This is a genomic window from Streptomyces sp. NPDC090445 (assembly GCF_044769385.1).
Classification (GTDB): domain Bacteria; phylum Actinomycetota; class Actinomycetes; order Streptomycetales; family Streptomycetaceae; genus Streptomyces.
In genome coordinates, this window is sequence record NZ_JBIVXV010000030.1 from 56,381 (window position 1) to 70,430 (window position 14,050).

Consider the following 14,050-nt stretch of genomic DNA (forward strand, 5'->3'; position numbering starts at 1 on the left):
CGCGATGCGCGAAACGCCAGAAGACCTCAAAGAGCTCCAGGCCCTCCTCGACGCCTCCCTCGCCCGCTCCACCCCGCACCTCCGCTCCATCGTCAACACCGAGCGCACCCTGACCGCGGAGCAGCTCACCCGCGTGCTCACCGGCATGTGCACCCTCGCCCTGTCCACCGTGACGGCGAAGGGCGAGCCGCGGATCAGCGGTGTGGACGGGCACTTCCTGCGCGGCAAGTGGTACTTCGGCACGGCTCGCGAAGCCGCCAAGGCCCGCCACCTCGCCGCGCGGCCCGCCGTGAGCGCCGCGCACATGCGCGGGGAGGGCCTGGGCGTGTTCACCCACGGTGCGGTGGAGATCCTCAACCCCCAAGGCCGCGAGCCGGCCGCGGACTGGCCGGACCTGCTCGCGTACTTCAAGGACTTCTACGGCGACGACGCCTTCGACTGGGACGACGAGGTGGTCTACTACCGGCTGCATCCGCACTGGATGACCGTCTACGCCCCCGACTTCGCGAAGCTCACCGAGCCGCCCCGGGCCTGAGCCGCGGGGCGGTGAGTCCGGCGAACGCCGCCGCCTGAGCGATGCCGGTCAGTAGCAGCGGACGGAGGAGGCCGTGTCGTTCTCCGACGGCAGCACGTTGACGCGGTAGCCGTTCTTCATGTCGTGGCCTTCACCACCGCTGTAGGCGTCGGTCCACCAGTAGCAGACCCTGCCGGTGTCGTTCGACCAGGAGGACATCTGGTCGTTGAAGCCGTAGGCGCCCAGCCACGGCAGGTGGTCGCCCGCCTTCAGCGCGATGCCGCCGCCGGTGAAGTGGATGTCGCGGTACAGGCAGAGGCTGTTGGACGGGCAGTTCGATCCCTCGAACGTGGACACCGCCGCCGGAGCCGCGGTGGACGAGGCGGGTTCGGCCGCCGCGGGGACGGCGGCCAGACAGGCCGCGGCGACGGTGGCGAAGAGCAGCGGGACGATTCGACGCATGGGTTCCTCCGGAAATGGATTCGGATGCGAACGGGCGACATGGCGGCATGGCGGTATGGCGACATGGCCGTGGGCCCGCCGGCTCCCTGCGGAGCAAGATCAACGTAGAAAGGAAGAACGTTTGCGCCCCAGGCCGCGGGTACGCCGGTCACCCGAATGGACGCGGCGCACGCGAAGCACGGGCAAGCGCATGCGGGGGCACGGACGGGCCCTTAACCACCTGTCCTTATCCTCTGGAGGTGTAGTGGGTACCGGATCCGGATGGTGAGGTGGCGCATGCCGAAGCGACGCGCGGTGGTGGTCGGCGCCGGAATCGGTGGCCTCACGGCCGCCCATGCACTGCACCGCCGCGGCTGGCACGTCACCGTCTGCGAACGTGCCCCCGAACTCCCCGCCACCGGTGCCGGCATCGGGCTCGCCCCGAACGCCCTGCGCGCCCTCGGTGCGATCGGGGTGGCGGACGCCGCCCGTGCTGTCGGCAGCGCCATCCCCGCGGCGATGGGTGTGCGCCGCTCCGACGGCCGGTGGCTCACGCGCGTCGCCACCGCGGACATGGCGGCCCGCTACGGCACGGCCCCGATCGCCGTCCCGCGTCCGGCGTTCACGGCCGCACTGGCGGCCGCGCTGCCACCGGGGACCGTTCGCTTCGGCACCGCCGTCACTGCCGTCACTGCAGGCACTGCCGTCACTGCCGTCACTGCCGTCACTGCAGGCACTGCCGTCGACGATGCCGAGGGCCGCCCGACCGTCCGTACGGCGGCCGGACCGGACCTTCCCGCCGACCTGGTCGTCGCCGCCGACGGCATCCGCAGCCCGCTGCGCCACGCGTACTTCCCCGCCCACCCGGGACTCCACTACATCGGCGAGACGGCCTGGCGGACCCTCGTGGACGCCCCGGACCTCGGCATATCGGCGATGAGCGAGACCTGGGGGAGGGGCGAGCGGTTCGGCATCACCCCGCTCTCCGACGGCCGGTACTACCTCTACGCCACCGCCGTCGTCCCCGCCGGAACCCGGTCGGCCGATCCCCGGGCCGAACTCCTGGACCGCTTCGGCACGTGGCACGACCCGATTCCGGCCCTGCTGGACCGCGTCCGCCGCCTCGACCCCGCCGACGTCCTCCAGAACGACCTCTACGACCTCGCCGGCCCGCTCCCGGCCCTCCACCACGGCCGTATCGTCTGGCTCGGCGATGCCGCCCACGCCATGGCCCCCAACCTCGGCCAGGGCGGTTGCCAGGCCATCGAGGACGCGGCGGTCCTCGCTCGCCTCCTGCCTGCCGGAGACAGCACCGACAGCACGGACAGCACGGACCTCGGCTTGGCGGCCGCCCTCGCCGAGTACACCGCCGCCCGGCGCGACCGGACCGATGCCGTTCGCGTCCGCGCCCGCCGGGTCGGCCGCCTGGGCGCCCTCCGCAACCCCGTCGCCGTGGCGGCCCGCGACCTCGCCGTCCGTGCCACCCCCGCCCCGCTGGCCCTGCGCGGCATGGACGACCTCTTCAACGGCTTCCGCATCCCGGGGTGACACACCCCCGGAACACCACGACGGCGCACCGGGACCGGCCTCGGCGTCCCACGGACATCGGATGACCGGCCCGGCGCCGGGCCGGCACGACGATCGGACCGGCGTGGGCCGGCAGCCTGAAATCCGCCGCCCCGCAGGGTTGCAACGCCTCGTGCGGGCGCACCGCGCAAGAGGATGTGCGCGGTCAACACGAACGAAGCCGAGGCACGGGGCACAAGGAGCACGTATGACGACGTCGGCCCCACCGGCCCAGCCCGACGCCCCGACCACCGCCCAGGTCGCCATGACCCTCGCGGCGATCGCCGCCACGGCGGCGGTCCCGCGCCCGTCGGGTGAATCCCGGGGCGAGCAGGCCCTGCGCGCCAGGACCGGTATCACCGCACAACTGCAAGACCCCGCGCTCGCCACGGGCGGCACGTGGCTGCTGAAGTGGCTGGCCCTCAGTCCGGACAACGCGAACCTCGCCTACATCGCCTGGAACTCCGACGGCTCGAACCAGATCGTCGTGGCCGTCCGCGGCACCGTCTCCAACCCGACGGACATGATGGAGGACCTCGACGTCGGCACGGTGGTGCCGTTCACGGCCGGCGGATCAACGGACATCGCCGTCTCGACCGGTGCCATGGCAGCGTTCACGCAGGTCGCCACGGCGCGCGGCATCACAGAGGTGCCCGCCGAGCAGGAACAGGCCGACGGGTCCGGTCGGCCGGACGCCGCCATCCCGGTGAACGCGACGCTCACGCAGGCACTTGCCGTCCTCCTCGCGCTCGTGCCGTCCACGCCTCAGCCGACGGTCTGTGTGACCGGCCACAGCCTGGGCGGCTGCATCGCCACCATGCTGGCCACGCATCTCCAGGCCCAGACCTGGACGCCGAACCCGCCGCAGTTCGCACTCGTCACCTTCGCCGCCCCGACCGCCGGCCTCCAGAGCTTCGCCGACCACGTCGACTCGCGGCCGTGGATCCTGCACGAACGCCACGTCAACGCGTACGACGTGGTCCCGCTGGCCTGGTCCGATCTGCTCGCCGCCAGGAAGTGGTTCCCGCACGCCGAGGGCCCGGTGGCGAACGACACGGTGAAGCTCCTCCTGACGGAGATCGACCTGCTCAAGAAGGACAACGTCTACGTCCAGCCCCATGCCGACGACCCCGTCCGGTGGAACCCGTCGTACAACTGGTACGACACGTTCTTCATCAACAAGACCACCAGCGACTTCGTGGCCCAGGTCGCGTTCCAGCACTCCGACTTCTCCTACCTGTACCTGCTCGGCGCGCCCCAGGTCACTCCCGGCCCGAAGGTGTCCGGCTTGAGTTCCACCGCCGGGCAGGGCGGCACGAAGGTCACCATCAGCGGCACGGGATTCACCCCGGACAGCGTCGTCGACTTCGGCCCGATCCCGTGCACCGAGTTCGCCATCGACGAGTCCGGCGAGTCGATCAGGACGGTCGTGCCCGACGGAGTCGGCATCGTCGACGTCCGCGTCACCAACCGGCTCGGCACGTCGCCCGCCGTCCCGCTGGGGCGGTTCGCCTACGGCGGGCCCCCGCCCGTCGTGGTCAGCGGCGTCAACCCGAACCACGGGACGGCCTTCAGGAAGGTCACCGTCACGGGCTCGGGCTTCGCCTCGGGCGCGGCCGTGCGCTTCAAGGACAACCTCGCGCACGACATCACCATCGAGTCCCCGACCGTGATTACGGCGAAGGCACCCACTCGGCTGCTCGACGAGGCGAACGCGGACGACTCCAAGACGGTGGACGTCACCGTGACGGTCGGCGTGGCCACGTCGCCCACCAGTCCGGTCGACGAATTCACGTACGAGGATTGAGCCCTGACGAGGGCGGTGCGGTGCCCGCGCCCACGGCCGGTGTCCGGTGTCCCGGCGAGTGCCAGGGTGCTGAGGCCGCACATCGGGACACCGAGGCGCACATGGAGCGAGGACATGTGCGCGCTGCCGGGGATGACCTGCACCGGGGCGAGGGCTCAGTGCAGGGTGAGCGGGGTCTCGGCGGTGATGCGGGTCAGCTTCTCCGGGTTGCGGACGAAGTAGAGGCCGGTGATGAGCCCGTCCTCGACGCGTACGGCCATGACGCCGTCGAGCTCGCCGCCCACGCGCACGGCGAGCGCCGGGCTGCCGTTGACCACGGTGGGCTCGCAGATGATCTCGGCCGCGACCTTGGCGGTGCCGCCGAGGTAGAAGCGGACGAACTTCTCGGCGCCGATGACCGGCCTGAGCGCGGCCCGCTTGATGCCGCCGCCGTCGCTGAGCAGCACGACCTCGGGGGCGAGTACGTCGAGGAGGTCCTGCGGGTTGCCGGTCTCCAGGGCGCGCTGGAACGACTCCAGGGCCGCCCGGGTCTCCCGTGCGGAGGCCTGCTTGCGGGGGCGGCGGGCATCGACGTGCCGGCGGGCGCGGTGGGCGATCTGGCGGACGGCGGCAGGGGACTTGCCGACGGCCTCGGCGATCTCGTCGTACCCGACGTCGAAGACCTCGCGCAGCACGAACACGGCCCGCTCGGTCGGGGACAGGCTCTCCAGGACGAGCATCATCGCCATCGACATGCTTTCGGCGAGTTCGACGTCCTCGGCCACGTCGGGCGCGGTGAGCAGCGGCTCGGGCAGCCACTGGCCGACGTACGCCTCCCGGCGGCGCTTCATGCTGCGCAGCCGGTTGAGCGCCTGCCGGGTCGTGATCCGCACCAGGTAGGCGCGCTGGTCGCTCACGTGGTCGAGGTCGACCTTGACCCAGCGCAGCCAGGTCTCCTGGAGGACGTCCTCGGCGTCGGCAGCCGAGCCGAGCATCTCGTAGGCGACGGTGAACAGCAGGTTGCGGTGCGCGACGAACGTCTCGGTCGCCGGGTCAGTGGTGTGATCGCTCATGTCTCGCTTCTCGCTTCTCGGTTCCCGCTTCTCGGTTCCCGCTTCTCGGATCCCGGTTCCCGTTCGACTCTCGCGCGGCCGGCGGTCAGGCTGCCCGTTCGGCGGCGGTCGACACCTCGCCGCGCTCGGTCTGCTGCGGCTGCAACTTCCCCTGCAGCCGCAGCTGTTCCCGCCGATTGTCGCCCTTGGGCCAGCTGTGCGCGCCAGGCTTGCCCGCCTCGTTGGCCAGGTGCTTGACGCTGAGCGAGCAGCTGAGCTCCTTGAGCTTCGCTCCCGCGCGGCCGCCGACGTAGAGCCGCATCGCGGTGTCGTCCTTGCGGGCGAGCTGGAAGACGGCGGCGCTGCGCCCCAGGCTGATGCACATGGCCGGGAACGACAGGTCGATCGACGCGGGCTGCTGCCCCGCGAGGCGCTTGAGCACGGTGTCGGCGGCGTGGGCGCCCAGGCAGCCCGCGCCGTAGGCGCTCATCCGGAACGGCAGGTCCGACGGTGCCGCCGAGTCCCCGGCGGCGACGATGCGCTCGTCGTCCACGCTGGTCAGCGTCTCGTCCGTGAGCAGGCGCCCCTCCGCGTCGGTGCGCAGCCCGCTGCGCGCCGCCAGGTCCGGCACGCCGAAACCGGCCGTCCAGATCGTCACCGCGCTGGGCAGTTCGCGGCCGTCCTGCAGCCGTACGGCATCACGCGTCACCGCTGTCACCTTGGTGTCGGGGCCCTCCAGGACGGTCACCCCGAGCCGGGCGAGCCGCCCGGCGACCGTGCGCCGCGCCCGGGGATGCAGGTACGGCCCGAGGACGCCGCCGCAGAGCAGGGTCACCCGGCGGCCCTGCTCCGCCAGTTCGGCCGCCGTCTCGATGCCGCTCGGCCCGCCGCCGACGACCGACACCGCGGCCTCCGCGGGCGAGGCGTCGAGCACCGACCGCAGGTGCCCCGCCGCCTCCAGGGTGGCGATCTGGTGGGCGAACTCGGCCGCTCCCGGGACGCGCGGCTCGGCGACGCCACTGCCCACCGCGTACAGCAGGTAGTCGTAGCCGACGGTGCCGCCGCTCGCCAGCGCCACGCTGCGCCCGGCCGCGTCGATCCGGGTCACGCTGTCGACGGTCAGCCGGACGCCCGCGGCGAGGATCCCGGCGAAGTCGACGACCGCGTCGTGGGTTCCGCCGACCAGCTGGTGGAGGCGGAGCCTCGGGACGAAGGACGGGCGCGGGTTGATGATGGTCACGGTCACGTCGTCGCGCTGCGTCAGGCGGTTGGCGGCCATCACGCCCGCGTACCCGCCGCCGATCACGACCACGTGGGTGTTCTCGCTCATGGTGTCTCGTCTCCGTCCGTTGTCAGGGGGTCGGCCACAAGACACCGGACGATCGACTGCTGTGACAGCGTGTGAGCCAGATCACTTCTGGGTGCGGGAGTCGGTTCGGACTTCGTCCGCCGCGTCCGCCCGGGCACCCCGTACGCCCACCGCCGGCACGACTGCCGAGACGCCGGCCGAAGGGGACGGGGTGCCCGGGACGGGGTGCCCGGGACTGGACAGGACGGGGCTGGACAGGACGGGGCTGGACAGGACGGGGCTGGACAGGACGGGCGGCCGGGGTCAGTTGTCCTCGGTGGCGTCCCGGTCCGCGGCGGAGGCCGCCTGCTCGGCGTCGTCCAGCTTCTGCTGCATGTCCGCGACCTGTCCGGACTGTCCGGACTGTCCGGCGGGCGCGGATTCCGCGTCGCCGCCGCAGCCGGTGAGGAGCAGCACCGCTCCGGCGGCCAGGGCCGCGAGTGCGGCGGCGCCGCGGATCCGGGCGGTCACTTGGCGCCCCGGGCGGCGCACCACGTGCTGACGGACTTGAGGTCGGCCTGGCGCTTCTGCAGGGTCGCCGGCATGTTCTTGCGGGCGGTCAGACGGCCGTTGAGGTAGGTGTGCACCTCGGTGTGGCCGGCGGCCTTGGCCTCGGCGACGCGCTTCTCCAGGCGGGCGATCGACCCGGGCACGGTGACGTCGCCGTTCAGCCGGGTGAGGGCGGCGCCGACCCGGGCCTCCACCTTCGGCAGGCGCTTGCACAGGGCCTCGGCTCCGTCGCCCTTCGGCGCGGACTTCGCCGACGGAGCAGCGGACGGGGCGCCGGCGTCGGCCTGCGCGGGAGCGGCGCAGAGCAGCGCGCCGGTGAGTACGACGGTGCCGAGCGCGGCAGCAGCGGTCCTGCGGTTCGTGAGCATGGCGGTTCCCCTTTGGTGTCGGTGCCAACTCGGCCGCCGTCGCACGGGCGGTCCCGCGGCCGGGCAGCACCGTAGGGACCGTTTTTGTGGATTCTTTGTGACCCGCCCCTGTGCCCGCCCCCGTCCCCGCCCGGTCAGCCGTCCGACGAGATCCAGGCGCGCCGTGCCGGCAGCGGCGGGGTGGGGGAGTCCGGGACGGGAAGGGGGAGGCGTACGGCGAACCGCGCGCCCGTGCCGTCCGGCGCGTCGTCCACGGTGACGGTGCCGTGGTGCAGCGACGCCTGCTGCGCGACCAGGGTCAGGCCCAGCCCGGAGCCGGGGCTGCCCGGGCGGTGGTGGAACCGCCGGAAGACCGTGTCCCGTTCGGCGGCCGGGACGCCGGGCCCCGCGTCGTCCACGGTCAGGACGGCGCTGCCGTCCTCCGCGCGCAGCCGTACGGTGATCCGCGGCGGCTCCTGCGGGAGGCGGCCGTGTACGACGGCGTTGGCGAGCAGGTTGGCGAGCAGGATCCGCAGCCCCGCCTCCCACCCGAAGAGCCGCAGTTCGGCGGGCAGTTCGGCGCTCAGCCGCGCCTCCGGGTGGCGGCGGGCGGCCTCGCCGACCGCCGAGTCCACCAGCTCGCACAGGTCGAGCGGGGCGAACGCGGAGACGTCCACCAGGTCGCCCAGGGCGAGCATGCGCAGGGCCGTCAGGAGTTCGAGCAGCCGCGCGTGGTCGCTCTGGAGGTCCTGCACCACCTCCGCCCGCTCCTCGGCGGGCAGGTCGGGATGCGCGGCGAGGACGTCGAGGTCGGTCCGCATGCTCATGAGCGGCGTCCGCAGCTCGTGGGAGGCCGCCGAGGAGAAGGAGCGGGCGGTGTCCAGCGCCTGCGCGGTCCTGGCGGCCTGCTCGTCGTAGCGGGCCAGCAGCCCGGCGATCGCGGCGGACAGCTCGTCCACCTCGGCCACGCCGGCCGGCGCGGGCGCGAAGGCCGCGGCCCCCGCCGCCGGGTCGAGGGCGGCCGCGCGGCGGCTCAGGCGCCGTACGGAGGCGGTGGCGCGCCCGGCGAGCCCGTACGCCACCAGGCCGGAGACGGGGGCCGCCAGCACGGCGACCAGCAGGACGCGCCGACGTACCGCGGTGAGCTGCGGATCCGTCGCCGAGGCCGGGGCGAACAGCCACAGCGTGCCCGGTGCGGGCCCGGCCACCGGCACGCTGAGCACCCGCCAGGCGCGGCCCTTGGCCCGGACGGTGACCGGGCCGTCCGGGGTCTGCTCCGGCAGCCGCACCGCGCCGGCGGGCTGCGGCCCGCCCTCCAGCACGACCGACGCCTGCGCGTTGCGGACCCGGATCCCGGCGTCCATGACGCCGCCGAGGACCTTGCGCTGCTGGTTCTGCTCCACCTTCGGCCGGTCGTTGCGGTCGGCGTTCAGCAGCGCCTTGACGTCGGGGAGCACCGCCGAGGCCCGGTCCTGCAACCGGGCGTCCTGCTGCTGGCGCAGGTCACGCTGGACGAGGCCGAGCAGCAGCAGGCCCGCGGCGAGCACGAGCAGCGGCACGACCACGGTCACCGAGACCGCGACACGGGTGGCGAGTTTCACGGGCCGCTCCGGCCGTCGTCGGAGGCGGAGGCGGAGGCGGAGGCGGTGGTGTCGTCGGTGGTGGTGGCGGTGGCGGTGGTGGTGTCGTCGTCGGCGGTGGTGCGCAGGACGAAGCCCACGCCGCGCACCGTGTGGATCAGGCGCGGCCGCCCGCCCTCCTCCAGCTTCCGGCGCAGGTAGCTGACGAACGTGTCGACGGCGTCGGTGCGGACCTCGAAGTCGTAGCCCCACACCCGGTCCAGCAGCTGGTCCCGGGTGAGGACGATGCCCGCGTTGCGCACCAGCGCGGCCAGCAGCTCGAACTCCCTGCGGGTGAGGTGCACCGCGACCCCGTCGCGGTGCACCTCGCGGGTCGCCGGGTCGACCACCAGCGGGCCCGCCCGCAGCGGCGCGTCCGGAGCCGGCCCGGCGGGACCCGCCGGCCTGCGCCGCAGCAGCGCGCGCAGCCGCAGCACCAGCTCCTCCAGCGCGAACGGCTTGACCAGGTAGTCGTCGGCCCCGGCCTGGAGCCCCGCGACCCGGTCGGCGAGCTCGTCGAGGGCCGACAGCATCAGGACGGGCGTCTCGTCGCCCCGGGCCCGCAATGTCCGGCACACCTCGGTACCGGTCAGCCCGGGCATCGACACGTCCAGGACCAGGACGTCGGGGCTCCGCTCGGCGAGCAGCGCGAGCGCCCCGGGCCCGTCCGCGGCGAGCAGCACGGTGAAGCCGCTCAGCCGCAGCCCGCGCTCCAGCGAACGCCGGATGGCGGCGTCGTCGTCCGCCACGAGCACCACGCCACCGGTGGCAGCACCGCCGGCCATACGCCCCACCTCCCCGTCCCCGGCCCCTCCCCGGAGCCGGGGCCCGACCCTCTCACGCCGCCCCGGACGGCGCGACGCCGGGTCGGTCGTCGGCTGCGACACGCAGTGCGACCGTCGCCTGACGGCCGCACGGTACGGCCCGCGCCCGGCCCGGATCGCGTTTCTCCGACTCCGCGGCGAAGCAGCTGGAGACTTCGTGACCGCCCTCAGGACCGTGGTCGTCGTGGCCTGCATCGAGGTCTGGCGACTGCGCCGCGGCCCCCGCCGTCAGGTCTCGCGCAGGGGTGCGTACGCCTCGGCTTGGATCCCGAACGTCCAGGCCACGCCCTGCCGGGCGGTCCGCGTGTCCGGCGGCACCCGCAGCCAGTACGTCCGGTGCGTACCGTCCGGCTCCGGCGTGGAGTTGACGACCTCCACCATGACGACGTCCTCGTCGTCCGGCAGCGGTATCCGCCACAGCACGCCCGCCTCGTCCCGGTGCACCGGCTCGGCCCCCGACTCGTCCAGGTAGCGCTCGTAGCCGTAGTGCTCCAGCATCACCCGGCGCAGCTCCGCGTTCTCCTCGTCGCGGATCCGCTCCGGCGTCAGCGCCCCCAACTCCGCCAGGAACCCGCCCGGCACGGGCATCCCGCGCCACGCGTGCAGCGCGAAGCCGTCGGGGAAGGCCAGGGCCGGGCCGTCGGCGCGGTCCAGCCGGCCCGCCTCGTCCCGGTGCAGCTCCACCGGCCGCTCGCACACCACGGCCAGCCGCTCGTACGGCCACCACCAGCCGGCCGACCGCGCCACCGCGGCCAGGCCGGCGAGCGGCGAGCCCGCCCCGGTGTCGAACGCGCACAGCCAGGCCGCGTCGTGCTGGCCGAGCACCGCGTCGAGGAGCAGCAGCCGCACCTCGGCCTCCTCGGAACGGTCCTCCGCCAGCTCCTCGACCAGCCCCGCGCGGATCCGGTCGGCCAGCCGCTCGGTGTTCTCCCACAGGCGGCCGCCGGTCGAGGCCCAGCGCCGCCCCCAGCCCCGCGGGCCCAGCTCCCCGTGCAGCCGCTGCCGCTCGGCCGCCCACGGCAGGCTGCGCACCTGCTCTCGGACGCTGCGCCCCCTGACCTGCGTCCCCCACGCGCCGTCGGGGTCGCCCAGCAGGCGGACCGCGGCCCGGGGCGAGTCCGCCCACACGATCCGTTCCGGCTCCGGCAGGCCGGCCGCCCGGTAGGCCAGGCGCACCCCGGCCTCCGCGGCCGCGCGGTGTGCCGCCCCGGTGGCCGCCGCGGCCGCCCGCCACAGGTCGGTCTCGTCCATCCCGTCCATCCCGACCATCCCGATCTCCGAGGTCTGCGTCATCACGGTCCTCACGCCCCTCAGTCCGCCACGATCCGTACGGAGCCCGGGACGTACTCCCGCTGGCGCACCACCCGGTACCAGCCCTTCGGCAGCGGTATCGCGGCGTGCTCCTCGTGCACCACCCGCCCGCCGTCGGGCAGGTGCAGCAGCTGCGGGCCGAACGGGCCCGTCTCCCGCACCAGCCGGCCGGGGCCCACCACCGCGTGCGCATGCCCCGTCACCTCGCCCCGGGCCAGCACCATCCGGCCCCGCCCGTCGCGCGGCTCCGGCGGCGCATCGGCCGCGTCCGGCGGCACCGCCGACTCGTCGATCGGCACGATGAGCACGTCCCCCTGCCGGTACACGGCTGTCCCCTTTCCCCACGCGCCGCCCCGTGCGCCGCGTCTGTTCCGAAGCTAGGGGACGGGTCTGACAACGCCCGCCCGTCGCCCCGCCACGGCCTTCCGCCGCCCCGCCACCGGCGCTGTCGGTGCCGCTTGCTACAACTGGCAGCACATCCGCGCGGCGCACACCACGGCGCGACAGGCACGACAGGCACGACAGGCACGACAGCACGACAGCACGACAGCACAACAGGCACGACAGCACAACAGGCACGACAGCACGACAGCACGACAGGCGCGACGTGCGCGACACACGAGGAACGGCGGGGAACCATGAGCTACGCGGCGCATCTGACGGAGTCGTACGGACTGCCCGTCTTCACCTTCCCCGGCCCGGACGACGAGGGCTCGACCCCGCTGCCCGAGCCGGACGCCGTCGCCTGGCGCCTCGTCTCCGACGCCTACGACGCCGACGAGAGCTGGACCGAGGCCTTCGCCCGCTTCACCGCCGCCGTCGACACCACCCGCGTCCGTGCGATCGTCGTCGGGGCCTGGGAGGACGCGTACGACAGCGGCCCCGGGGGGATCATCGACGCGCTCGTGGCCGCCCGCGACGGGCTCCCCGCCCTGCGCGCGCTGTTCCTCGGCGACATGGAGTCCGAGGAGTGCGAGATCTCCTGGATCAACCAGGGCGACGTCGGCCCGCTCCTCGACGCCTTCCAGGACTTGGAGGAGTTCGGTGTCCGCGGCGGCACCGACCTCGTCTTCCCGCCCGTCACCCACGGCCGGCTGCGCTCCCTCACCGTCGAGACCGGCGGCATGCCCGTCCGGGTCGTGCGCAACATCGCCGCCAGCGCCCTGCCCGCCCTGGAGCGCCTCGACCTCTGGCTCGGCACGTCCGAGTACGGCGGCGACAGCGAGCTCACCGACGTCGAGCCCATCTTGGCCGGGGACCGGCTGCCGAGCCTGCGCCACCTGGCCCTGCGCAACAGCGACATCCAGGACGAGATCGCGACCGCCATGGCGTCCGCGCCCGTCGTGGCCCGGCTCGAAACCCTCGACCTGTCCATGGGCGTCCTCACCGACGAGGGCGGCGCCGCGCTGCTCGGCGGCCAGCCCCTCACCCACCTCAAGAAGCTCGACCTCCACCACAACTACCTCAGCGCCCCGCTGCAGCAGCGCTTCCGGGACACCCTGGAGGGCGCCGGCGTCACCCTCGACCTCGACCGGGGCCGCGCCCACGAGGACGAGTGGGACGGCCGCACCTGGCGCTTCGTCGCCGTCGGCGAGTAGCGAGCGGTCCGGCCATGACGCAGCACGCGCCCCCGCGCTGGGCGGTCGTCGGCAATCCGGAGAACCGCCGCGTCGCCCTGTTCACGGCGGCCGTGCGCGGGGCCGGGCAGCCCGCGCCCCGCATCGTGCCCTGGATCTCCGTCCTGCGCGAGGGCGGTGCGGCCTTCGCCGCCGACGAGCTGGTGCGCCTCGACTCGCCGGGGGAGGACCCGGAGGTCGACCGGATCCTGCGCGGCGTCGCCGACCCCACCCGGGTCGAGGGCGGCGCCCGCTGGTACGCCCGCTTCACCGCGGCCGTACGGACCCTCCGCGGCGGCTTCCGCCTCGACGACCCCGACGAGCTGGCCGTCCTGTTCGACAAGCGGCACTGCCACCGCGTCCTCGACCGCGCCGGGGTGCCCGTACCGGCGTCCCCGACCTCCGGCGGGGCCGTGCCCGTGCGCGGCTGGGCCGACGTACGGGACCTGATGGCCGCGCACGGCACGCCCCGCGTCTTCGTCAAGCCCGCCCACGGCTCCTCCGCGTCCGGGGTGGTCGCCGTGGAGACGGCCGACCGGGGCCGGATCCGGGCGACCACCTCCGTGGAGACGGCCGAGGACGGCAGCCTGCACAACTCCCTGCGGGTGCGCCGCATCACGAGCGAGGCGGAGACCGCCGCCCTGATCGACGCCCTCGCCCCGGACGGGCTGCACGTCGAACGCTGGTGGCCCAAGGCCTCCCTCGGCGGCCGCGCGGCGGACCTCCGCGTCGTCGTCGTGGCCGGCCGCGCCACCCACGCCGTCGTCCGCACCAGCCGCTCGCCGATGACCAACCTCCACCTCGGCGGCAGCCGCGGCGACCTCGCCGCCGTCGTCGAGGCCGCGGGCCCCCGCTGGTCCGACGCGCTGGAGACCTGCGAACGGGCCGCGGCCTGCTTCCCCGGCACCCTGTGCGTCGGCGTCGACCTGCTGCCCGCCGTCGGCTGGCGCCGGTTCGCCGTCGCTGAGGTCAACGCCTTCGGCGACCTGCTGCCCGGCCTCACCGGCCTGCCCGGCAGCGGAGCCGAGGGCCTGGACACCTACGCGGCCCAAGTCGCCGCCGCACCGCACCACATCGCAAGGAACCACCGTGCACCTGCCTGACACCGACCCGCCG

Annotated in this window: 14 protein-coding genes; 5 read left to right on the plus strand and 9 right to left on the minus strand. The window is 74.1% G+C overall.

From position 1 onward, the window contains the following. Positions 1-4 precede the first annotated feature (4 nt). Positions 5-535: a pyridoxamine 5'-phosphate oxidase family protein gene (locus ACIQUT_RS34065; RefSeq protein ID WP_403568749.1), complete on the plus strand. Its 531-nt coding sequence runs from the start codon at positions 5-7 to the stop codon at positions 533-535. A gap of 48 nt (positions 536-583) precedes the next feature. On the opposite strand, the gene ACIQUT_RS34070 is transcribed toward ACIQUT_RS34065, so the two are convergent. After that, entirely contained in the window at positions 584-976 is a 393-nt protein-coding gene (locus ACIQUT_RS34070) for a peptidase inhibitor family I36 protein (RefSeq protein ID WP_403568751.1), read from the minus strand. 276 nt (positions 977-1,252) lie between these two features. On the opposite strand from ACIQUT_RS34070, the gene ACIQUT_RS34075 reads away from it, so the two are divergent. Together ACIQUT_RS34075 and ACIQUT_RS34080 are read left to right on the plus strand one after the other, a co-directional pair. Continuing rightward, positions 1,253-2,503: an FAD-dependent monooxygenase gene (locus ACIQUT_RS34075; RefSeq protein ID WP_403568753.1), complete on the plus strand. Its 1,251-nt coding sequence runs from the start codon at positions 1,253-1,255 to the stop codon at positions 2,501-2,503. Between the two features lie 226 nt (positions 2,504-2,729). Beyond that, entirely contained in the window at positions 2,730-4,328 is a 1,599-nt protein-coding gene (locus ACIQUT_RS34080) for an IPT/TIG domain-containing protein (protein ID WP_403568755.1), read from the plus strand. A 155-nt stretch (positions 4,329-4,483) separates the two neighbouring features. Here ACIQUT_RS34080 and ACIQUT_RS34085 read toward each other — a convergent pair whose 3' ends face one another. From ACIQUT_RS34085 to ACIQUT_RS34120, 8 genes are all read right to left on the minus strand, one after another. Further along, entirely contained in the window at positions 4,484-5,380 is an 897-nt protein-coding gene (locus ACIQUT_RS34085) for an RNA polymerase sigma-70 factor (protein WP_403568756.1), read from the minus strand. An 85-nt stretch (positions 5,381-5,465) separates the two neighbouring features. Continuing rightward, a complete protein-coding gene (locus ACIQUT_RS34090) occupies positions 5,466-6,689 on the minus strand; it encodes an NAD(P)/FAD-dependent oxidoreductase (RefSeq protein WP_403568758.1) in 1,224 nt (407 codons plus the stop codon). A 282-nt stretch (positions 6,690-6,971) separates the two neighbouring features. Next, positions 6,972-7,178, minus strand: coding sequence for a hypothetical protein (locus ACIQUT_RS34095; protein ID WP_403568760.1), 207 nt, complete (start codon positions 7,176-7,178; stop codon positions 6,972-6,974). Further along, complete coding sequence (locus ACIQUT_RS34100; protein ID WP_403568762.1) at positions 7,175-7,585, minus strand: hypothetical protein; 411 nt, start codon at positions 7,583-7,585, stop codon at positions 7,175-7,177. Before ACIQUT_RS34100 ends, ACIQUT_RS34095 begins: the two co-directional genes overlap by 4 nt. 134 nt (positions 7,586-7,719) lie before the next feature. Beyond that, a complete protein-coding gene (locus tag ACIQUT_RS34105) occupies positions 7,720-9,165 on the minus strand; it encodes a sensor histidine kinase (RefSeq protein WP_403568764.1) in 1,446 nt (481 codons plus the stop codon). After that, positions 9,162-9,968 carry a response regulator transcription factor gene (locus ACIQUT_RS34110; protein ID WP_403568766.1) on the minus strand — a complete coding sequence of 269 codons (807 nt, stop codon included), beginning with the start codon at positions 9,966-9,968 and terminating at the stop codon, positions 9,162-9,164. The genes ACIQUT_RS34105 and ACIQUT_RS34110 overlap by 4 nt, the downstream gene beginning before the upstream one ends. Before the next feature lie 267 nt (positions 9,969-10,235). Then, the gene (locus ACIQUT_RS34115; protein ID WP_403568796.1) at positions 10,236-11,258 is read right to left on the minus strand and encodes a DUF6745 domain-containing protein; all 1,023 of its coding nucleotides are present in this window, start codon (positions 11,256-11,258) and stop codon (positions 10,236-10,238) included. A 59-nt stretch (positions 11,259-11,317) separates the two neighbouring features. Further along, positions 11,318-11,644: a hypothetical protein gene (locus ACIQUT_RS34120; protein ID WP_403568767.1), complete on the minus strand. Its 327-nt coding sequence runs from the start codon at positions 11,642-11,644 to the stop codon at positions 11,318-11,320. 312 nt (positions 11,645-11,956) lie between these two features. Between ACIQUT_RS34120 and ACIQUT_RS34125 the strand changes: the two genes are divergently transcribed. Both ACIQUT_RS34125 and ACIQUT_RS34130 read left to right on the plus strand, forming a co-directional pair. Further along, positions 11,957-12,916: an STM4015 family protein gene (locus ACIQUT_RS34125; protein ID WP_403568769.1), complete on the plus strand. Its 960-nt coding sequence runs from the start codon at positions 11,957-11,959 to the stop codon at positions 12,914-12,916. A 14-nt stretch (positions 12,917-12,930) separates the two neighbouring features. Then, positions 12,931-14,037, plus strand: coding sequence for an STM4014 family protein (locus ACIQUT_RS34130; protein ID WP_403568771.1), 1,107 nt, complete (start codon positions 12,931-12,933; stop codon positions 14,035-14,037). The last annotated feature ends 13 nt before the right edge of the window (positions 14,038-14,050 follow it).